The sequence below is a fragment of the Nocardiopsis sp. SBT366 genome, from assembly GCF_001083815.1.
Lineage (GTDB): Bacteria > Actinomycetota > Actinomycetes > Streptosporangiales > Streptosporangiaceae > Nocardiopsis > Nocardiopsis prasina.
Genome location: NZ_LAVM01000092.1, coordinates 1 through 21,212, shown reverse-complemented (window position 1 = coordinate 21,212; position 21,212 = coordinate 1). Strand labels below are relative to the sequence as shown.

Annotated in this window: 17 protein-coding genes, 2 pseudogenes and 1 CRISPR repeat array; of the genes and pseudogenes, 4 read left to right on the top strand and 15 right to left on the bottom strand. The window is 71.8% G+C overall.

Annotated features, from left to right (window positions below):
• The 15 genes and pseudogenes from ADX84_RS26435 to ADX84_RS21825 form a co-directional block, all read right to left on the bottom strand.
• A pseudogene (locus ADX84_RS26435) lies at positions 1–488 on the bottom strand (hypothetical protein); the annotation flags it as partial.
• A 164-nt stretch (positions 489–652) separates the two neighbouring features.
• On the bottom strand, positions 653–1,021 hold the full coding sequence (locus tag ADX84_RS21890; protein ID WP_049578587.1) for a VOC family protein: 369 nt from the start codon (positions 1,019–1,021) through the stop codon (positions 653–655).
• A gap of 37 nt (positions 1,022–1,058) precedes the next feature.
• On the bottom strand, positions 1,059–1,703 hold the full coding sequence (locus tag ADX84_RS21885; RefSeq protein WP_049578585.1) for an RDD family protein: 645 nt from the start codon (positions 1,701–1,703) through the stop codon (positions 1,059–1,061).
• Positions 1,704–1,863: 160 nt separating this feature from the next.
• Positions 1,864–4,698, bottom strand: a complete 2,835-nt coding sequence (uvrA, locus tag ADX84_RS21880; RefSeq protein WP_049578583.1) for an excinuclease ABC subunit UvrA — start codon at positions 4,696–4,698, stop codon at positions 1,864–1,866.
• A 347-nt stretch (positions 4,699–5,045) separates the two neighbouring features.
• Positions 5,046–6,065 (bottom strand): TerC family protein, encoded by a 1,020-nt coding sequence (locus ADX84_RS21875; protein WP_049578581.1) that lies wholly within the window; start codon positions 6,063–6,065, stop codon positions 5,046–5,048.
• A 396-nt stretch (positions 6,066–6,461) separates the two neighbouring features.
• A complete protein-coding gene (locus ADX84_RS21870) occupies positions 6,462–7,544 on the bottom strand; it encodes a glycosyltransferase family 4 protein (protein ID WP_049578579.1) in 1,083 nt (360 codons plus the stop codon).
• Positions 7,541–9,151, bottom strand: coding sequence for a murein biosynthesis integral membrane protein MurJ (gene murJ / locus ADX84_RS21865; protein WP_049578577.1), 1,611 nt, complete (start codon positions 9,149–9,151; stop codon positions 7,541–7,543). Before murJ ends, ADX84_RS21870 begins: the two co-directional genes overlap by 4 nt.
• Entirely contained in the window at positions 9,148–10,158 is a 1,011-nt protein-coding gene (locus ADX84_RS21860) for a hypothetical protein (RefSeq protein ID WP_049578575.1), read from the bottom strand. The genes murJ and ADX84_RS21860 overlap by 4 nt, the downstream gene beginning before the upstream one ends.
• On the bottom strand, positions 10,155–11,315 hold the full coding sequence (locus tag ADX84_RS21855; RefSeq protein ID WP_049578573.1) for a copper transporter: 1,161 nt from the start codon (positions 11,313–11,315) through the stop codon (positions 10,155–10,157). The genes ADX84_RS21860 and ADX84_RS21855 overlap by 4 nt, the downstream gene beginning before the upstream one ends.
• Positions 11,312–12,484 carry a putative cytokinetic ring protein SteA gene (gene steA / locus ADX84_RS21850; RefSeq protein WP_049578571.1) on the bottom strand — a complete coding sequence of 391 codons (1,173 nt, stop codon included), beginning with the start codon at positions 12,482–12,484 and terminating at the stop codon, positions 11,312–11,314. The genes ADX84_RS21855 and steA overlap by 4 nt, the downstream gene beginning before the upstream one ends.
• 179 nt (positions 12,485–12,663) lie before the next feature.
• Positions 12,664–14,376 (bottom strand): DNA repair protein RecN, encoded by a 1,713-nt coding sequence (gene recN, locus ADX84_RS21845; protein WP_049578568.1) that lies wholly within the window; start codon positions 14,374–14,376, stop codon positions 12,664–12,666.
• A gap of 48 nt (positions 14,377–14,424) precedes the next feature.
• Complete coding sequence (locus ADX84_RS21840; protein WP_017546473.1) at positions 14,425–15,351, bottom strand: NAD kinase; 927 nt, start codon at positions 15,349–15,351, stop codon at positions 14,425–14,427.
• 109 nt (positions 15,352–15,460) lie between these two features.
• The gene (locus ADX84_RS21835) at positions 15,461–16,261 is read right to left on the bottom strand and encodes a TlyA family RNA methyltransferase (RefSeq protein WP_199776665.1); all 801 of its coding nucleotides are present in this window, start codon (positions 16,259–16,261) and stop codon (positions 15,461–15,463) included.
• Between the two features lie 30 nt (positions 16,262–16,291).
• Entirely contained in the window at positions 16,292–16,471 is a 180-nt protein-coding gene (locus tag ADX84_RS21830) for a hypothetical protein (protein ID WP_049578565.1), read from the bottom strand.
• A gap of 60 nt (positions 16,472–16,531) precedes the next feature.
• On the bottom strand, positions 16,532–17,221 hold the full coding sequence (locus ADX84_RS21825; RefSeq protein WP_049578562.1) for a membrane fusogenic activity family protein: 690 nt from the start codon (positions 17,219–17,221) through the stop codon (positions 16,532–16,534).
• 185 nt (positions 17,222–17,406) lie between these two features.
• On the opposite strand from ADX84_RS21825, the gene ADX84_RS21820 reads away from it, so the two are divergent.
• From ADX84_RS21820 to ADX84_RS21805, 4 genes and pseudogenes are all read left to right on the top strand, one after another.
• The gene (locus ADX84_RS21820; RefSeq protein ID WP_049578559.1) at positions 17,407–17,757 is read left to right on the top strand and encodes an SCP2 sterol-binding domain-containing protein; all 351 of its coding nucleotides are present in this window, start codon (positions 17,407–17,409) and stop codon (positions 17,755–17,757) included.
• 29 nt (positions 17,758–17,786) lie between these two features.
• Positions 17,787–19,055, top strand: a complete 1,269-nt coding sequence (locus tag ADX84_RS21815; RefSeq protein ID WP_049578556.1) for a DUF1015 family protein — start codon at positions 17,787–17,789, stop codon at positions 19,053–19,055.
• A 64-nt stretch (positions 19,056–19,119) separates the two neighbouring features.
• A CRISPR array of direct repeats spans positions 19,120–19,453; the repeat unit is 29 nt; unit sequence CGGTCCATCCCCGCGTGCGCGGGGCCTAC.
• 171 nt (positions 19,454–19,624) lie between these two features.
• Positions 19,625–20,392 (top strand): annotated as a pseudogene (locus ADX84_RS21810) (aminoglycoside N(3)-acetyltransferase).
• A 58-nt stretch (positions 20,393–20,450) separates the two neighbouring features.
• A partial coding sequence (locus ADX84_RS21805) for an HAD-IIA family hydrolase (RefSeq protein ID WP_049578554.1) occupies positions 20,451–21,212 on the top strand: 762 nt, incomplete at its 3' end.

The window sequence follows — 21,212 nt, the reverse complement described above, 5'->3', positions numbered from 1 at the left end:
GGCTGGGGGTGGTGAGGCTCTGAGTGGTGGGGGTGGAGGGGCTCGTGGCCGGGGTCCGACTCGTCCCCGGGCCAGAACAGGGCGGTCGCCTCGGCGCTCACGATCACCGCCGGGGAACGCCCGAACTGCGCCACCCGAACGCGAACCCGCCGCCCGGGCTCCAGGAGATCCTTCCAGGAGTAGGTGAAGTGCGCCCTGCCACCCACGTGCGCCGGGCTGTCGATCGGCCGGTCCCTGGCCACGACCCACTCGTCCCCGGTCCTGACGTACTCGCTGGCACGCAACTGCACCTCGGCCCCCGGGTCGACCCCTTCCAGGACCACGCCCACGGACAGGTCGTACAGGGCGCCCCGGGGTTCGCCCTGGCCGACCAGGGAGTAGAACCGGCCCCTCTCTCCACGCTCGTCGACGTCGAACCTCAGGCTGCGCCAGTCACCCGGGAGAAGCTTCTGCGGTTCGGTCTTGTGGAAGGTGCGGTGTAGAGGCACGTCGCCCTCTCATGCTCGTGAGAACGCGGCGGCGAAGCGGGCTCAGCTCAGGGAGCTGACCGCCACACGCGGCTCGGGGGAAACCCCGCTCCGGGCGGGATGGACACATTGAACCGTCCGGACGCTCGCACCGGAAGGGCCACCCGCCCCCTGGCCAGCTGCGGTCAGGCCGTGAACTCCAGGCAGAACGGGTGACCGGCGGGGTCGGCGTAGACCCGGTACATGTTGTCGGGCCGCTCCTCGGAAACAGACAGCAGACGCGCGCCCAAGGTCAGGACCCGCTCGTGGGCGGCGTCGATGTCCCCGACCGCGATCTCGAAGTGCATCTGCTGGGGCCGCTCGGGGTCCGGCCAGGCAGGGGCCCGGTGGCCGTCCACCCGCTGGAAGTCGATCACGGGCCAGGTCCCGTCTCCGATCCCGGCCCAGTCGTGGTCACGCCTGGTGACGGGCAGCCCCAGGAGCTCCGAGTAGAAGTCGGCCAGCGCCCCGGGGTCGGGGCAGTCGATGGTCACCGCGCGCAGTCGTCCGAGCATGGGGAACAGCCTGCCAGACGAGCGGTGGGTCCGGGCCTCACCGCGACCGGACGTCGAGGACCACGGTTCCCGCGATCCTGTCGTGCAGACCCTGCCGGTTCGGCCGGTTCCAGGCGGCCATCCCGCCGATCAGCAGCGCCATCACGGCGATGAACACGAACCAGAGCCCGCGTGTGAAGAACAGCAGGATCGGGAAGCCGTACAGGGCCGCGCGGACCGTGACGGCGGAGAGGCGGATCGGACCGAGCCCTCCCTGGGCGGACAGCGGGGCCACCTTCAGCCCCATCCTCCGCTTGCCGTAGGTCTGCTGCCAGCGGGAGACGGCGTAGGTCTCGTAGGCGGTGTGGAGGACGAACATGACCGGCCAGAGGATGAACCAGAAGCGTTGGTCCAGGTCCTGGGTGGATCCGCCCAGGACCACCTGAGCACCGGCCCAGGTGAGCGCGAGGACCAGGCTGATCAGAAGCGCCGGCAGCGCGATCACGACCGCGTCGATGCAGCGGGCGGCCGCCCGCGCCCACCAGGACGCCAGCGGGTAGCCGGCCCCGACCACCGGTGGCACGGTCCCCGCCGCCGAACCGCCCTCGGGCGCGGGTGCCCCGACCGGTCCCGGTGCGGGCGGGCCGTCCTGCGGCGGTCGCGTCCCCCACTGGTGTCCGTTCGGGTGCGGTGAGGCGTTCATGGGAGAGGTCGACCTCCGGGGGTGACGGGGGATGCGGGCGCCTGGCACCCACGACTGTACCGACCGCCGCGCGCGCCCGCCCGGCGCTGCGGTGCCTCGCACGACGCGGCGCCCGCACGGTGGCCGTGCGGGCGCCGGAGGTGGATCCTCGCGGGTCCGGTCAGAGCATCTTGGCGAGGAACCGTCCGGTGTAGGACTCCGCGACCGCGGCGACCTCCTCGGGGGTGCCCTCGGCCACGACCGTGCCACCACCGGAACCGCCCTCGGGGCCCATGTCGATGACGTGGTCGGCCGTCTTGATGACGTCGAGGTTGTGCTCGATGACGATCACCGAGTTCCCCGTGTCGGCCAGCCGGTTGAGGACTCCCAGCAGCTTGCGGATGTCCTCGAAGTGCAGGCCGGTGGTGGGCTCGTCGAGCACGTACACGGTCCGCCCGGTGGAGCGGCGCTGGAGCTCGGCGGCGAGCTTGACACGCTGGGCCTCACCTCCGGAGAGCGTGGTGGCGGGCTGGCCCAGCCGCACGTAGCCCAGACCGACGTCGGCCAGCGTCTGAAGGTGGCGGCGGATCGCGTTCACCGGCTCGAAGAACTCCAGGGCCTCCGAGATCGGCATGTCCAGAACCTCGGCGATGTTCTTGCCCTTGTACTTCACCTGAAGGGTCTCGCGGTTGTACCGGGCACCGTGGCAGACCTCGCAGGGCACGTACACGTCCGGCAGGAACTGCATCTCGATCCTGAGCGTGCCGTCACCCGAGCAGGCCTCGCAGCGGCCGCCCTTGACGTTGAACGAGAACCGGCCGGGCTGGTACCCGCGCGTCTTGGCGTCGGTGGTCTGCGCGAACAGCTTGCGCACGTGGTCGAAGACCCCGGAGTAGGTGGCCGGGTTGGAACGCGGTGTGCGGCCGATCGGACTCTGGTCGACGTGCACCACCTTGTCGACCTTGTTCATCCCGTTGACCCGAAGGTGGCGGCCGGGCACGTCGCGCGCCCCGTTGAGCTCCTTGGCCAGGGCCTTGTACAGGATCTCGTTGACCAGTGTGGACTTGCCCGAACCGGACACGCCGGTGATGGCGGTGAACACGCCCAGCGGGAAGGACACGTCGATGCCGTGCAGGTTGTTCTCGCGGGCGCCCCGCACCACCAGTTCATGCCCCTTGGTCAGCGGGCGCCGTGTGGCGGGCAGCTCGATGGCGCGTCGCCCGGCGAGGTAGTCGCCGGTGAGCGAGTCGGCGGAGGTGAGCAGTTCGTCCACGATGCCCGAGACCACGACGTGCCCGCCGTGCTCGCCGGCGCCGGGACCGATGTCCACGACCCAGTCGGCCGCGCGGATGGTGTCCTCGTCGTGCTCGACCACGATGAGCATGTTGCCGATGTCGCGCAGGCGCTGGAGGGTCTCCAGCAACCGGGCGTTGTCACGCTGGTGCAGGCCGATGGAGGGCTCGTCCAGGACGTACAGCACGCCCACCAGGCCGGAACCGATCTGGGTGGCCAGGCGGATGCGCTGTGCCTCGCCGCCGGAGAGCGAACCGGAGGAGCGGGCCAGGCTCAGGTAGTCCAGGCCCACGTCCAGCAGGAATCCGAGCCGGGCGTTGATCTCCTTGAGCACCTGGGCGGCGATGACCATGTCGCGGTCGGAGAGCCGGAGCCCGGCCAGGAAGGCGGCGCTGTCGCCCAGCGCCATGGAGGCCACCTCGGCGATGGACTTGCCGCCCACCGTCACCGCGAGGACGACCGGCTTGAGCCGGGTGCCGTCACAGGTGGGGCAGGGCACCGAGCGCATGTAGCCCTCGAGGCGCTCACGGGTGTGGTCGCTCTCCACCTCGGAGTGGCGGCGCTTCACCCAGGGGATCACGCCCTCGAACTCGGTGTAGTAGGAGCGGCTGCGCCCGTACCGGTTGCGGTAGCTGACGTGCACCTGGGTGTCGTGCCCCTCCAGGATCGCCTTGCGCGCGCGGCGCGGCAGCCGCTCCCAGGAGGTGTCGGTGTCGAACCCCACGGCCTCGCCGAGCGCCTTGAGGATCCGCTCCCAGTAACCGCCGTTGGGGCCGCCCGACCAGGGGGCGATGGCGCCCTCGGCCAGGGTCCGCTCGGGGTCGGGGACCAGCAGGTCCGCGTCGACCTCCATGCGGGTGCCCAGACCGGAGCAGTCGGGGCAGGCGCCGTAGGGCGCGTTGAAGGAGAAGGAGCGCGGTTCGAGCTGCTCGAAGGAGAGGTCGTCGTAGGGGCAGTAGAGGTGTTCGGAGAAGACCTTCTCCCGCTCGGGGTCGTCGGCCTCCAGGTCCACGAAGTCCAGGACGATGGTGCCGCCGGCCAGCTTGAGCGCGGTCTCCACCGAGTCGGTGAGCCGCCCGTTGGCGCCGGGCTTGACGCTGAGCCGGTCCACGACCACGGCGATGTCGTGCTTGTCGTAGCGGCCGAGCTTGGGCGCCTCGTCCAGTCGGACCGACTGGCCGTCGACGACGGCACGCGTGTAGCCCTTGGACTGGAGGTCCTTGAAGAGCTCGACGTACTCGCCCTTGCGTCCGCGCACGACCGGTGCGAGCACCTGGAAACGGGTGCCCTCGGTCATCTCCATGACCCGGTCGACGATCTGCTGCGGCGTCTGCCGGGCGATCTCTCGGTGGCACTCCGGACAGTGCGGAACGCCCACGCGGGCCCAGAGCAGGCGCAGGTAGTCGTAGACCTCGGTGATGGTGCCCACCGTGGACCGCGGGTTGCGGCTGGTCGACTTCTGGTCGATGGAGACCGCCGGGGACAGGCCCTCGATGAAGTCCACGTCGGGCTTGTCCATCTGGCCCAGGAACTGGCGGGCGTACGCCGAGAGGGACTCGACGTAGCGGCGCTGGCCCTCGGCGAAGATGGTGTCGAAGGCGAGCGAGGACTTGCCCGAACCTGACAGGCCGGTGAACACGATCATGGAGTCGCGGGGCAGGTCCAGCGACACGTCCTTGAGGTTGTGCTCCCGTGCTCCACGGACCACGAGTTGTTCGACCATCGAGTGAGACATCCTTCGGCTCTGACGCACAGGACGCGGACCACGTCTCAGTGACGTCGGTGGACCCGTGTATGGCTTCGCGTTGAGGCGGTCGCGGACCCCTCGGGGCCGCCGCGGCTCCGGAATCGGGCCGCTCAGGAGATGTCGGGGAGTGGTGAGACGACTCCCCGTTCGACAAGACTAACGATCACCCGGGGCCGTTTCTTCCGCCGCGCGAAAATGGTGGCGCCCCGACGCGTGAGCGCCGGGACACCACCACTATAAACGAACAACCGTTCGAACGATGCTGGTTTCCACAGTTCCCGGGACCGGGCCCCGGGGTCGTCCGCGGACGGGGTGGTCCGGGGTCAGGAGCGGTCGGCCCTGTCCCGGTCCTGCCCCTCGAGCTCGGCCTGACGGCGCTGGTCGATGCCGGACTTGACCAGGCTGCCGACGATGGTGACGGTCATGATGCCCAGGATGACGGTGAGCGAGGTGCCGATGCCGATGTCGACGACGTGCACGCCGTTCTCGTGCAGGGCGTGCAGGATCATCTTCACGCCGATGAACACCATGATCGCGGACAGGCCCCAGCTGATGTAGGCCAGGCGGTCCATCAGTCCGGCCAGCAGGAAGTACAGCTGGCGCAGACCCATCAGGGCGAAGGCGTTGGCGGTGAAGACGATGTAGGCGTCCTGCGTGAGGCCGAAGATGGCCGGGATGGAGTCGACGGCGAAGACGAGGTCGATGACACCGATCGCGACGATCACCAGCAGCATCGGGGTCACGTGGCGGCGGCCGTCGAGCTTCACGGTGAGCTTGGCGCCGTGGTAGTCCTTCGTCACGGGCCAGAAGCGCTTCACCAGGCGCACGACCGGCGTCTGCGTGAAGTCCTTCTCCTCGTCGTCGCCCTTGACGTGGTCGCGGACGATCTTGTAGCCGGTGTAGATGAGGAAGACGCCGAAGAGGTAGAAGACCTCACTCCAGGCGTTGATGACCTGCGCGCCCAGCACGATGAAGAAGCCGCGCATGATGATCGCGATGACGATGCCGACGAGCAGGACCTCGTGCTGGTACTTCTTCGGGACCGCGAACGCGGTCATCAGAAGGTAGAACACGAAGAGGTTGTCGATGCTCAGGCTCTTCTCGGTGACGAACCCGGCGAAGTACTCGGCGCCCGCCGTCGGGTTGCCGAAGTACATGACCCCGAACCCGAACACGATGGCGATACCGATGTAGAAGACGGCCCACCAGGAGGCCTGCTTGATCCCGAACTCCTTGGGACCCTTGGTCTTGCTCCACGGGTGGTCGACGATCACGAGATCCAGGGCGAGGATCAGCACCATGGCCGCGATGGTGGCGGCCCACACCCACAAGGGAACGTTCACGGACGGATTCTCCTCCGGTTGGTGCGCGCGAGCGTTTTGCACGCACGGCGAATAACCGGAGGTCTCTCCCGCTCACGTCCGAAGAACGTGAACCGACGGAACCGGGAGAACGTCGTTGTACTCCGTGATGACGGCACCGCCGCGACAGGGATACTCCCCTCACGTGGTGAAGCAGGCGCGTAGAGCGCACCAGAACAGGTTACGCCATCCGAGCCAGTACTCAGCATGACATCAGAATCCTCTCTGAGGAAGTCACCCGCGCGGCGGTACCCACCACTCCCCGGAGACACATCATCCGCACCCGCCGGACATCCCGCTCCACGTGTGACCGCACGGTCCCGCGGGCACCGTCCACGGGGCGCCCCTGCCGCGTCCGGGGACCCGGAACCGGGACGGTCACCAGGGCGCCACCGACTTGTACACCGCGCACGCCGCCTCCACCGCGTCCTCCTCCGAGGGCAGCCTCAGCGCCGCCTCCCGGGAGCGGGCACGCAGATCGGCCGCGAGGTCAGGGTCGTCCAGCACCCGGCCGACCGCCGCCGCGAAGGCCGCGGGATCGCCGGGCGGCACCATCAGCACCGTCCCCGCGTAGAGGTCGGGGATGCCGCCCACCCTGGTGGAGACCACCGGCAGCCCGGCCCGTAGGGCCTCCATGATGACCAGCGACGGCCCCTCCCAGTGGCTCGTCAGGCAGAAGACGTCCGCCGCCGCCAGCAGGTCCGCCACGTCGCCCCGGTGCCCGAGCATGCGCACGTCCACCCGCATCTCCGCGGCGGAGTCGTGCAGTTCCCCCCACAGCGGCCCGTCCCCCGCGATGGCCACCACGGGTTCGGGGACCCGGTTCGAGATCGCCGGGGTCGCCGCCAACAGGGTGTCCAGCCCCTTCTGCTCAGCGAGCCTGGCCACCGTCATCAGCAGCGGACGGCCGGGCTCCACGGCCAGGTCCGCCCGGGTCTCCTCCCGTCCCTTCAACGGCGTGCCCGTCTCCGGGGCCGCCACCACGGCCATCCGGGCGTCCTTCGCCCCGGCAGCCGAGAGCCTGCGCACGAGGTCCCCGGAGACCCCCAGGACCACCTCCGCGCGGTGGGCCACGATCCGCTCGAGCACGGGGTAGACCGCGCCGAGGACTCCCCCGACCACGGGCGGCGCGTTGTGCGCGGTGACCACCAACGGCCGCGCCCCCGCCAGCGCGCACAGGGCCCCGGCCCGCAGTCCGTGAGCGTGCACCACGTCCGCCCCGCGCAGCAACGAGTGCAGGCGCAGCACCACCCCGGGATCGCTCGGGGACGGCGAGGGCCCGATCGGCACCGGGGAGAAGCGCATGCCCAGCGACGAGAACCCGAACTCCCGATCGGCCGAGGGCGGTCCGACCACCGCCACACGGAACCCCCGGTTCACCAGCCCCTCACCCAGCGAGCGCACGTGGCGGCCCACCCCGCCGCTGACCGTCCCCACGACCAACGCGATCCTGCCGTTCACCGTGTTCCCCTCCCTCGTTCGCGAATGTTCCGAGCACGGTCCGCCACCGTGCGCAGCGCGGAGCGGTCCACCAGGACCGCCACCGCCCCGAAGACCGCCATCGCCGCGGACCCCGCGGCGACGGCCACGAGCGCCGTCCACCAGATCCCGTCCCCCGGGGGCCCCGCCAGCGCTGTGGCGACCCACCGCCCGGCCAGCCATCCCGCCGCGCCCGCGACCAGCGCCGCACACAGCGACCGGACCAGGCCGGACAGGGACGCGGCGCCGTGGACCCGCGCCACCCCCGCACACAGCAGGGCGGCGGCCAGGCTGAGCCCCACGGTGCTCGCCGCGCCCAGCCCCGCGATGGACCACCCCGGGGGCAGCGCCCACACCAGCCCCACGGCGCACGCCATCACCACGAGCCAGCCCACGACCTGCGCGGTGGCGGCGGAGCGGCCGTGGTGGGAGGCGTACAGCGCCCGGCTGAGCAGCGCCACCAGGCCGAACCCCACCACCCCCGGGGCGTAGGTCGACAGCGCGCGTTCCAACGGTGCCGGCTCCACCTGGGCGAAGACCGCCGCGAGCGGTGCGGCCGCCGCCGCCAGGGCCGTGCCCACCCCCGCGGTGATCACCACGCAGGCCCGCGCGCTGCCCGAGAGCAGCCGGGCGAAGCCGTCCCGGTCCTCCTCCGCGTGGGCCACCGCCAGCGCGGTGAACGCGCTGGTCGCGATGGGAACGGCGATCACCCCGTAGGGCAGGGTGAACAGCGCCCACGCGTAGCTGTACAGCACGGAGGCGCCCGCTCCCCCGCCCCAGTTGGCCAGAGCGACCGAGAGCAGCAGGCTCACCTGCATGGCCACCAGGGGCAGCAGCGAGGCCATGGCCAGGGAACGCACGCGGGCGCCCACACCCGGGGGGAAGGTCAGGCGGGGGCGCAACCGCAGCCGCAGTCCCCCGGCGGGGCCCAGCACCGTGAGGAAGAGCGCCACCACCCCGGCGGTCGTGCCCAGGGAGAGCACGAGTTCGGCGGGGATCGGCAGGGTGTCGAGGTCCTGCCGGTGGTCCGCGCCCAGGGGCACGAACACCAGGTAGGCGGCGATGACCACCAGGCTGGACACCAGGGGCGCCAGGGCCGGAGCCAGGAACCGGCGGTGTGACTGGAGCACGCCGTAGAGGACCGCCGCGAGCCCGTAGAAGACGATCTGCGGCGCGAACACCACCAGCATGCGGGCGGCCAGGCCGACCAGAGCGGCGCGGTCGCAGCCGGCCCCCGCGCCCAGCAGCAGGGTCATCGCCGGGACCGAGGCCAGCGCCAGCAGCGCGGCCAACGGCAGGGACAGCAGCAGCACCCAGGTGACCAGCGCGGAGGCGGTGTGCCGGACCTGGTCGTCGTCGCCGCGTTTGACCGCGGCGGCCAGGACGGGGACGACCATGGCGGTCAGGGCTCCGCCGATGACGATCTCGAACAGCACCGCCGGAAGCTGGTTCGCGGTGACGTAGGCGGTGCCCAGGCAGGTGTCGCCGACGGTCTGTGAGAAGACGACGGTGCGGCCGAACCCGGCCAGGCGGGCGCCCACGGTGACCACCGCGATGAGCGCCGCCGCCGTGGCGACCCCGCGCGTCACCCCGGGGCCGGTGAGGCGGCGGAGCGCCGTGCGCGTGGCACTCGCTCCGGCCCGTCCTGGGCCGTCCCCCGCAGTCGTCCCGTTCCGCCCGGCGACTGCGCCCCGGGCGGGTTGTGGTCGGCGGTTCGCCAATCCGGCCCAGCCTCAGCGGCGTCGGCGCGCCCCCAGCGGTCCAGCCTGTTCAACAGCGGCACGCGCTCGATCACCTGGGAGAAGCTGACGCGCTCGCTGGCCAGGGTCAGACCGACCACCCCACCGAGCAGGGCCAGGCGGACCGGTCGGGGCGCGCGGGCGGCGGCGGCCGCGCCCAGGGCGGCACCGAGCGCGTTGGCCCCGGCGTCACCGAGCATCGAGCGTTCGGCCAGGTCGTCGGGGAGCAGGGCGGCCGAGGCGCCCAGCACGGGACCCACCAGCGGTGCGGCCGGTGAGGCGAGCGCGGGGGCCGAGGCCAGCAGCGCGAACTTCACGGCCCGGCCGGGCCGCAGGTCAAGGAGGTTGACGAGGTTGGCGCTGGCCGCGATCAGGGCGCCGTCCACCAGGGTGTCCAGCGGCCCCCGGCGCAGCAGGGAGGCGGCGGCCAACCCCGTGGCGCCGATCCCCGCCATCTTGACCGTCCCGGTGGTGACCTCCCCGTGGGCGAGCGCGCCCAGGTGTCCGCGCAACCCCTTGGCCCGGGCGTTCCCGGCCAGGTCGTCGTAGGCGCCGAAGGACGCCGAGGCCGCCGCGGCAAGGGAGGTGGCCGCGCGCACGCGCGGGGTGAGTCCGGGGACGAGCACACAGGCGGCGCAGACCCCCGAGGCGAGGGCCGGGCCCTCCTGGAGGGTGACGGTGCGGCCCCGGAAGTTGACGCGCCGCCATCTCGGGGAGCGGTCACCCTCACGGTCGAGCAGCCGGTAGGCGGAGCGGGCGGCGAGGGCTCCGAGCACGGCACCGGTCAGCCCTCGGGTCGCCTGTGACATCACGGAGGTGCGCGGCGCGGCCACCGGGGCGGTGCGCGCGGGCCTCATTCTCCACTCCGGGGCGCCCGGCGGCGGGCCTCGTCCTCGTTGCCGGACTCGGCCACCGCCTCGGCTTCGGCGTCGGCTTCGGCGTCGGCTTCGGCTGCGGTCTCGGCCGACTCGACCGGCCCGGGCAGCGGGTCGGGCAGGAAGCCGACCACACCCTCACCGATGCCGTAGGCGGATCCGGAGCCGTCAAGGGAGTCGGCCAGGGCGAGGACGGCGACCACGTCTCCGGTGGAACGCCCGACCACGTCCACGGTGGCGTGGGACGGTTCCTGGTCGCGCGCCAGGGCCACCACGCCGCCGGGGCGGCCCGAGTCGGCTCCCCCGGCAAGGACCGTGGGCCCGACCTGCCGGTGCAGCGCCGCGGTGAGGCTGGTCAGCGCGGTGTTGACGCGTTCGGCGTCCTCTTCGGGGGCGTTGCTGGCGGGGGCCACCACGATCAGGGTGTCGGCCGACGCGGCAGGGGAACCCTCGACCGTGAGCAGGCCGCCCTCGGAGAAGGCCGACAGCACGGCACTGGCGTCGTGGCCCGTCTCCGGGTCCTCCGTGGCCGCACCCTCGGCTTCGGCGTCGTCGTTGTCCCTGCCACGGCCCTCAGTCGCCTCGGCGTCCTCAACCGCTTCGGATTCCTCGGTCGTTTCGGACTCCTCGGCGTCCGCCTCGTCCGGGGCCGCCAGCGCGTGCCCGAGCGCGGTTCCGGCCTTGTCGTAGGGGTTGCCCGAGAGGTCACCCGGATCGACGGCGACCTGGAGCGCGAGTTCGTCGACGAAGGTGGCGCTGCCGCTGTCCAGGAACGCCTCCTCGAACACCACTCGGCCCGCGACGGAGGCGCCGGCCTCCTCCACGCGACCGCCCAGGGCCTGTACGACCTCCTCGTCCGCGCCGGGCGCCGCGACCAGGACCACCTCGCGGTCGAGCAGGCGGTCCTCCAGAACGTCGGCCGCGACGGCGTCGGTGAACTGGTCCGCCCCGGTGTTGAGCAGTTCGGAGTCATCGCGCTCGGCGCGCAGCTCCTCGCTCTGCCCGCGCAGGTCGGCCGTCTCGGACTGGAGGGTGTTGAGCAGCGGGTCCTGGAGCATCGTGGTGCCCAGGACCAGACCGACGGTGAGCGCGAGGAACACCGCGATGATGGACACGAGGTGATAGCGGAAGTCGATCACGTGAACAGCCCCGTCATCCAGTAGACGAACGCGTCCCAGCGCGCCGCGAGAAAGGTGAGATAGACCTGCCCGGCCGGTGAGCTGTAGGCGGCGACCAGGATGGTGAGCAGGCACGCGGCCACCAGGCCGAGCAGTGCCCACGGTGAGATGCGGGATCGGTAGAGGCGGCTCACGCCCTTGGCGTCAACCAGCTTCCCGCCGACCCGGAGCCGGGTGAGGAAGGTACTGGCCATGCCCGACCGGCCCTTGTCGAGGAACTCCTCCAGGGTGGCGTGGGTGCCCACCGCGACGATGAGGCTGGCGCCCGAGCCGTCGGCGAGCATCATCGCCACGTCCTCGCTGGTGCCGGTCGCTGGGAAGACCACCGCCTCGTGGCCCAGGTCGGTGAGCCGCTGGAGGCCGGGGGCGCGGCCGTCGCGGTAGGCGTGCACCACGAGTTCGGCGCCGCTGGTCAGCGCCTGGTCGGAGACGGAGTCGAAGTCCCCGACGATGATGTCCGGCCGGTATCCGGCCTCCATCACGGCGTCGGCTCCGCCGTCCACCGCGATGATCACCGGCCGGAACTCGCGGATGTAGGGCCGGAGGGCGACGATGTCCTCGCGGTAGTGGTAACCCCGCACGACGATCAGGACGTGGCGCCCCTCCATGGAGGTGCCGATCGCGGGGATACCGATGCCGTCCAGCAGGAGGTCGCGTTCGCGTTGGAGGTAGGCCATGGTGTTGGCCGCGAAGGCCTCCAGTTGGGTGGCCAGCCCGGCGCGGGCCCCGGCCATGGCGGCCGCCACGCTCTCCTTGTCCTGACGGACACCCCGGGCGACGACCTCGTCGTCCCGGTAGAGGGTGGCGCCCTCCAACCGCAACCGTTCCCCGTCGCGGACTCGGGTCAGGACCTCGGGGTCGACGTCGTCCACCAGGGGGATTCCCGCGGCCACGATCATCTCGGGCCCCTGGTTGGGATAGCGCCCGCTGATGCTGCGGGCGACGTTGAGCACCGCCGAGACCCCGCAACCCACCAGGGCCTCGGCGCTGACCCGGTCCAGGTCGACGTGGTCGATCACGGCGATGTCGCCGGGTCGCAGCCGCTTGGTCAGGTTCTTGGTGCGGCGGTCCGAACGGACGGGCGCGACCAGCCCGAAGGGGGCTTCCGCTCGCGAACGGCGGAATCGCATTGTGGCTCTGAGCGCATCCGATACCTTCATCGGTGGCATACTGTCAGAAGTCGATCACGGTAAGTTACTACAGTTGACTGGTCGGCGTTTTCTGGGCAAACCACCCCAGGCCGTGACGTCGACGGTGCCCGCGCCCAGGGGGCACGGACACCGCTGCGAACCAGTCCTCGAAACCGGGGTCAGCCAGCCGGGTGGGCGCGCTCCGGATCGGCGTTGTTCATCAGCTCTTCGGCATGGGCCCGACCCAACTCGGAGTCCTCCAACCCGGCGAGCATCCGCGAGAGCTCACGCACCCGACCGTCCCGGTCCAGCCGGACCACGCCGCTCTCCGTCACCAGGCCCTCAGTGGACTTCTCCACGACCAGGTGGGCGTCGGCGAAGGCCGCCACCTGCGGCAGGTGAGTGACCACGATCACCTGCGCCAACCGGGCCAGACGGGCCAGACGTCGGCCGATCTCCACCGCGGCCTTGCCGCCGACACCGGCGTCCACCTCGTCGAACACGAAGGTGGGGACCGGGTCCGCTCCGGCGAAGACCACCTCGATCGCCAGCATCACCCGCGACAGTTCACCACCCGAGGCGCCCTTGTGCAGGGCCAGCGGCGGCGAACTCGGGTGCGGGGCCAGCAGGAGCTCGACCTCGTCGCGCCCGTGCTGCCCGAACTCCTCACCCGTGGTGATGCGCACGCTCACCCGCGCGTGCGGCATGGCCAGCGCGGTCAGCTCCTCGGTGACCGCCGCGCCGAACCGCTCGGCGGCCCCGGAGCGGATCTCGGTGAGCTCGGTGGCGGCCTCGTCCAGCCGCGCGTACAGCTCCTCGGCCTCCGCGCGCAGCCCGTCGATCCGCTCGTCGTCGCCGTCCAGCTCCCCGAGGCGCTTGGCTGCGGTCTCCGCCCAGGCCAGCACCTGGTCCGTGGTCTCGCCGTACTTGCGTGAGAGCTGCGTCAGCAGGGACCGGCGCTCCTGGATCACGGCCAGCCTGGCCGGGTCCGCGTCCACCGACTCGGCGTAGGAGGCCAGCTCGGTGGCGGCGTCGGTGAGGATGTACGAGGCCTCGTCCAGGCGGTCGCCGATGGCGGCCAGTTCCGCGTCGTGGTCGCGCACGGCACCGACAGCCTGACGCGCGGCCGACAGCAGTCCCGCCACATCGGCCTGGACCTCGGCCGCGGCCGGGTCACCGGTGAGCGCCTCGTGCGCGGTGGTCGAGGCCACCCGCAGTCCGTCGGCGTGCGCCAGCCGGGTCTCCTCCGCGAGCAGCTCGGCGTCCTCACCGGGCTGGGGCTCAGCGGCGGCGATCTCCTCCACACCGAAGCGGAGGAGGTCGGCCTCCTGTGCGCGCTCACGGGCGCGCTCGACCAGCTCGTCCAGCTCGGCGGAGACCTCGCGGTGGCGCCGATAGGCGGCGGTGTAACGCTTCATCGCCCTGGCCAGGTCATCCCCGGCGAACCGGTCCAGTGACGAGCGCTGACGGTCCGAGCGCAGCAGGCGCTGCTGGTCGGACTGCCCGTGCACGGCGACCAGGTCGTCGGCCAGGTAGGCGAGCAGGCTGACCGGGGCCGAACGGCCCCCCATGGTGGCCCGCGACCGTCCCTCGGCCGACACCGCGCGGGTGAGGATCAGGACGTCGTCGTCGATGTCGCCCCCGGCCTCCAGCACGCGGTCGGCCACCCGGCCGCCCCGGGGAACGGTCAACCGTCCCTCGACCACGGCGCGGTCGGCCCCCGGACGTACCCGCTGGGGGTCGGCGCGTCCACCGAAGAGCAGTCCCAGCCCGGTCACGACCATGGTCTTGCCCGCGCCGGTCTCACCGGTGACGACGGTCAGACCCGGTGACAGTTCCAACACGGCGTCGTCGATGACACCGAGGCCTTGGATTCGGACTTCTTCGAGCACCGATCCCTCTCCTGATAGTTGACGCCCTTTGCTTGCGACGGCGCTGGATCAGCGTCCGTGTGCGGCCCGTCCCCGCCATCCCGAGACCGGGAGGCCGAACTTGGCCACCAACCGGTCGGTGAACGGCGCGCGGTGCAGCCGGGCCAACCGGACCGGCGTATCGGCACGGGTGATCTCGATTCGTGCTCCCACGGGCAATTCGACCATACGCCGTCCGTCGCACCAGAGCACGCCCGGTGTGGTCTCCGGCAGCACCTCCAGCGCCACCGTCGCCTCGGGCCCGACCACCAGGGGCCGGGCGAACAGGGCGTGCGCGCTGATCGGCACGACCAGCAGCGCCTCCACGTCCGGCCACACGACCGGGCCTCCGGCGGAGAAGGCGTGGGCGGTGGAACCGGTGGGGGTCGCGCACACCACACCGTCGCAGCCCCAGCTGGACAGGGGGCGCCCGTCCACCTCCAGGACCATCTCCAGCATGCGGCGCGAGTCGGCCTTCTCCAGGGTCGCCTCGTTGAGCGCCCAGGAACGCACGGGCGGAGCGCCGTCGCCCCGGCCACCGTTGAAGACGGCCACGTCGAGGGTCATGCGTTCCTCGACCACGTAGTCGTGGTTGACGACGCTGTTCACCGTGGCGCCCAGGTCCTCGCGTTCGGCCTCGGCCAGGAAGCCGACGTGCCCGAGGTTGACCCCCAGCAGCGGCGCACCCGCCGGTCGGGCGAGCTCGGCGGCCCGCAACAGGGTTCCGTCCCCGCCGAGCACCATGACCAGTTCGACGCCCTCGGCGGCACCCGCCGCCTCGACCGGTTCGACCGGGGACAGGACGCAGCCGGAGGCCGCCAGTTCCTCGACCTCGCTCTTGAGCATGCGGACGGTCAGACCCTCCGCGCTCAGACGCGCGTGGACCAACTGGGCACTGCGTACGGCCGCGGGCCGGCCGGTGTGGGCCAGCAGGAGAACGCTGCGTCCGCTGGTCATCGCCGTCCCCTTACGTTCGCTCCCCAGTGGGAAGTCTGGTGCTGACCGGGTGCTCGACCGCACCCGGCCGGGTCACGTTACCGGACTCCTGTGACAGGAGGCCACGCCCTCAGGACGGTCCCTCCTGGATCGCGCGCTCCAACGCGGCCGGGTCCAGAGGGGGCTCACCAGCGCGCATCCACAGGAAGTACTCGACGTTGCCCGAGGGGCCCGGCAGGGGGCTGGCTGTCACGTCGACCACTCCCAGACCCAGCGTGAGGGCGTGCGCGGCCACGTCGGACACGGCCTCGGCGCGCAGCTCGGGCTCGCGGACCACACCGCCCGCGCCCACGCGCTGCCTGCCCACCTCGAACTGGGGCTTGACCATCATCGAGAAGTCGGCGTCGGGCGCCACGGAATCACGCAGGGCGCCCAGGACCAGCTTGAGGGAGATGAACGACAGGTCGCCGACCACCAGGTCGGGACGGGGTTCGCCGACCATCTCGGGGGTGAGTTCACGGACGTTGACCCGCTCCATGACCCGCACCCGGTCGTCGCTGCGCAACGACCAGGCCAGCTGTCCGTAGCCGACGTCGACGGCCGTGACGTGCGCCACGCCGCGCCGCAGCATGACGTCGGTGAATCCACCGGTGGAGGCCCCGGCGTCCAGGGCCCGCCGCCCCTTCACGTCCAGCCCGAAGGCGTCCAGCGCCCCGATGAGCTTGTGCGCGCCACGGGAGACGTAGGCCGGCTCCTCGGAGGGTGTGCGCACCACAACGGGCTGGTCGGTGCCGATCTGGGTCGCGGCCTTGGACGCCACCATGCCGGAGACCAGGACGAATCCGTCCTCGATCAACTCGGCCGCGTGTCCCCGTGAGCGTGCGTGGCCTCGGCGGACCAGTTCCGCGTCGAGCCGACTACGTTTTGCCATGGTCACCTAGGGTACCGGCCGTTCCGGACACTATCGGGGACCCCGGGCGTTCTGTCCCAGCGCGCCCAGTACGCCCGACAACTCCTGCTGGAGCGTGTCGAAGACCGCCACGTGCTCGTGGGTGGGCAGCGTGTCCAGAGCGGCCAACCGCTCCCTGGTCGCACCGAGTGTCCGCTCCGCCAACGCTTCGGCCTGCTCGCTCGGGTCCATCTCTCCCCGTCCCTTCGACCACCCACGCGGGCGCCGGTGCTCCGGCGCCCGGAACGGACTCTACTTCTTGGCGCCCTTGCCCTTGGTGGTGCGCTTGGGGGTCGAACGCGGCCGGGTCGTTTTGGGCTTGCTCCGGGGTTGGTTCGCGGCGGCACCGTCCTGGGCCGTGTCGCCCTCCTTCGAGCCGTCGCCGTCCTCCACGGCCGCGGTCTCCGGAGCCTCGGCCCCGCTCGTCGCGGGCGCGTCGTCCTTACCGGCCGCAGGCTCCTCGCCCTTCGCCTGAGCCTCGTGGGGCTCCTCGATCGCGACGGGCTCCGACTTCTCCTGGACGGGTTCGGGCGCGCCCTCCCCAGGCGCGGGGAGCTCCGAGGACGCACCGCCCCGGGGTTCCAGCACCCGTTCCACCGCGTGGCGGGCCGCCATCCGGCGCTCCAGCTCGGCCACCCGGCGGACCATCCGCTCGTACTCCCCGCGCGGCACCATGTCCATCTGCTCCAGCGCGCTGCGGACCTCGGACCGCACCAGGTCGGCGACGGCCGCCCGGTTGGCCTGGCTGGTCTCGATCAGCTCGCCCGCCAGGGTCTGGATGCTCTGCCCCACCCTGGGCGGGGCCTCGCCGTCCGGTACCGCGACGGGGGTCGACCCGTTGGCGCGCAGCAGTGTCTTGGCGGCGGCCACGGCCTGCTTGCGTGAGAGTTCGGTGAGGCCATTGGCGGCGTCCAGATAGGTGCGTACCGCGTCGACGACCATGATGACTTGCTCCTTGAAGGGACCGCAGGAGGAAAGGGAAGGAGGGCGCGGGAGGGAGGGGCCTCGTGCTCCGGGGGGTTCGACGCCAACGCTACCGGGACCCGGACGCGTGTGACACGCAAACGAGCGAGCTTCCCAGGGTGGGACCACCCGAAGGTCTCGCGCCGGTAGGGCATCATGACCCCATGAGCAGCATCGACGCGTGCCTCGAAGGCATCGCCCGGGCGAACGAGCGCATCCTCGCCAAGCCCCTGGACCGCCGCCGCGCACACATCCGCGAACGCACGGTGCGCGTGGTCGTCCCCGACCTCGGGACGGCCTTCGACATGCGGCTGACCACGAACGGGCTCACCGACGTCACCCCGCGCCCCCTGGACGATCCCGCGGGCACTCCCCAGGTACGGGTGACCGTGTCCAGCGACGACCTGGTGGCCCTCGCCGAGGACCGCCTGGACCCGGCGACGGCCCTGTTCACCCGGCGCCTCAAGGTGGACGCCAGCCTCAGCGACATGCTCCGCCTGCGACGCGTGCTCTGAAGCGGGCCGTCGACGGGTACCTTGCTGGGATGCCTCGCCAACCACTCGTCCTGGCCCCCTTCCGCGGTCTGCGCTACGCGGCCCCCGACGTCGAACGCTTCATCGACGGTGTCTTCGACATCGCCCGGCTGCTGGCCCCGCCCTACGACATCCCCGACGCGGACGAGGCACGCGAGCTCCAACGATCCGACCCCCACAACGCGGCGAGGGTCACACTGCCCTTCGAACTCTCCCGGCACTCACCCGACGCGTCCGCGCGCTACCAGGTGGCCGCCGACCTCCTGCGCAGCTGGATCGCCGAGGGAGTCCTGGCCCAGGACGGGGAACCGGCGCTCTACGTCTACGAGCAGGTCACCGCCGACGGCCAGACCCAGAGGGGGCTGGTGGGGGCCCTGGGGCTGCCGGACGAGGGTTTCGACCCCGCCGTGCGGCCGCACGAGGACGTGGCCGATCCCCCGGTGCGCGACCGCTTCCGCCTGATGGAGGTGGCCCGCGCCAACCTCGAACCCATCTTCCTGATGTACCGGGGCGCCAATGGCGCGGCCTCAGCGGTCACGGAGAACACCGGAGACCAACAGCGTCCCCTGGTGTCCACGCGAACCCGCGACGGTTCCGAGCACCGACTGTGGGCCGTCACCGACCCGCGGATCCAGCAGGAGATCGCGGACGACCTGGCCGGACGCTCCGCGCTGATCGCCGACGGGCACCACCGCTACGCTGCCTACCGCCAACTGCGCGAGGAGAACGCCGACCCGGGCTGGAACCACGGTCTGGCCCTGCTCGTGGACAGCGACACCCACCCGCCCCGGCTCGGCGCCATCCACCGCGTGCTGCCCGGCATGGACACCGCCGAGGCTCTGGCCGCCGCCGGAACCGTGGCCCGAGTGGAGCCGGTCACCGAAGCAGACCCCGCGCTCCTGGAGGGCGCGCAGGCCCCGGCCCTGCTCCTGGTGTCAGCCGAGGGCGACGCCCACCTGCTGAGCGGATTCGACGAGGACGTGCTCCAACGCGCCATGCCCGACCGCTCCCCCGACTGGCGCCACCTGGCCACGGCCGCCCTGCACGAGGTGCTCCTGCCCCTGTGGCACTTCCCCGAGGAACACGTGCGGATGGTCCATGACGACCCGGCCGAGGCCGAGGCCGCCGCCCGCGACGAGAAGGGCACGGCGGTGATCGTGCCCCCGCTGCACGTGGAGCAGGTCTACGCCGTCGCCGACCGGGGCGAACTCACTCCCCGCAAGTCCACGTCCTTCGGCCCCAAGCCCCGCACCGGCCTGGTCATGCGAGTCCTGGACTAGCCAGGTTCCGCCAGCTCCCGCGTACGGGGTTCGTCGAGGCGGCTGGGGGCAAAGCCCCTTACCCCGGCCCATCCCCGCGTGCGCGGGGCCTACTCCACGTGGGATGTGCTGGGGCCGGTGAACTGCGGTCCATCCCCGCGTGCGCGGGGCCTACGGCGGCCGGACCCCGTTCCAGATCCTCGACGACGGTCCATCCCCGCGTGCGCGGGGCCTACAGGACGGCCCTGTGGCACGACGGCTACCCGGCCGGTCCATCCCCGCGTGCGCGGGGCCTACGTCGGCGTCGCCTGCTCGGCTGGGTCCGCGCTCGGTCCATCCCCGCGTGCGCGGGGCCTACGCGTCCTGGCACGAGCGCGCCGTCGAGGTCGGCGGTCCATCCCCGCGTGCGCGGGGCCTACACTTCGCGACCTGCGGGAACGCGAGCCGTTATCTCAGCTTGATAATCGCATCGGCAGGCATTCCGGGAGTCGCATCATGGCAGAGAGGGCCCGAGAGCGAAACTGACTGGCCTCGCGGACCTTCGCGCTGGGAAAGTGACCCGAAGTGTCCACCAGCACCGGACTGCCGCCGTGTCCACTCCCCCTTACCTCTCGGGCAGGCCGCGTACGGCGGCCTCACTCACCCTGCACCTGGCGCGCCTGGGGGTGCGCCCTGGTGACACACTCCTGCTGGACGCGCTGGGGCCCGCGGGGAACCTCGTGGTTCCCACCCAGACCATGGGCAACACCGACCCCTCTAGTTGGGTGCACCCGCCGTGCCACGGGGGTGGTCGGAGACGATCCGCGCCGAAGCACCGACCCCGCGATCACCCCCAGCACCTGTGTGGGGCGCGTTCCCGAACGGGTCCGCACGTGGCCGGGCGCGGTACGCAGCCCTCACCCGCAGACCTCCTTCGCCGCCTTGGGTCCGCGAGCGGCGCACCTCATGCACCCCCACCCCCTCGAATCGGCCCTCGGTGAGGAGTCACCCCTGGCGGTCGGATGGAGCGGGTCGGGGCGCGAGTCCTGTTGTTGGGCACCGGCTACGACTCCTGCACGGCTTTCCACCTGGCGGAGTACCGGGTGGCCGATCCGCCCACCGAATCCTCCTCGTGTGCCATCCGTGACGACGAGGACCAACGGAAGTGGGTCACCTACACCGGTGTGGTCCTGGACGAGGGCGACTTCCCCGAACTCGGCGCCGAGTTCGAGGCCACCGGCGCGGTGACGGTCGCACGTGTGGGTTCGGCGACCGCCCGGCTGTTCTCGCTGGGGGACGCGGTCACCTTCACCACCGGCTGGCTCACCGAGCACCGACCGGCTGCGACGGAACGCACATCCGAGGGCTGGCGGCCGTGAGCCCACAGCGGCCTAGCCTGGGGGTGACCTCTCCCGCCACACGGAATCGGACCACACCATGTCCTTGCAGGCCGCTGACCGCCCGCTCAACGAGCTCCACGACGCGATGCTCCTCGACCTGGACGGTGTGGTCTACATCGGTCCCGAAGCCGTGCCCGCGGCGCCCGAGGCCGTGGGCAAGGCCCGAGCCGCGGGGGCCCGGGTCGCCTTCGTGACCAACAACGCCGGACGCACCCCCGCTCGTATCGCGGAGCACCTGACCCAGCTGGGCGTGCCCGCCGCCCCCGAGGACGTGGTGACCTCCGCGGAGGCGGCGGCGCGCCTGATCGCCGCCCGGTACCCGGAGGGATCGGAGGTACTGGTGGTCGGGGACACCGGGCTGCGCCAGGCCGTCCGCAGGATGGGGCTGCGGCCCGTCACGGTCTCTTCGGACTCGGTGGTGGCCGTGGTCCAGGGTTACTCACGGACGATGGCTCGCGACCTCCTCGACCAGGGCACGCTCGCTGTCTCACGCGGCGCCTTCTACGTGGCCAGCAACTCCGACGCCACCGCTCCCACGGAGTGGGGCGTCACACCCGCGAACGGTTCCTTCGTCCGGGTGATCGCGCACGCCACCGGGGTGGAGCCAGTGATCGCCGGCAAGCCGATGCGCCCCCTGCACGAGGAGGGCATGATGCGCACCGGCGCGAGCAACCCCCTGATCGTGGGAGACCGGCTGGACACCGACATCGAGGGAGCCACCGTGCACGGCGCTGCCGGGCTCCTGGTCCTGTCCGGGGTGGCCACCCCGCGGGACGTGCTGGCCGCCCCCGACCACCAG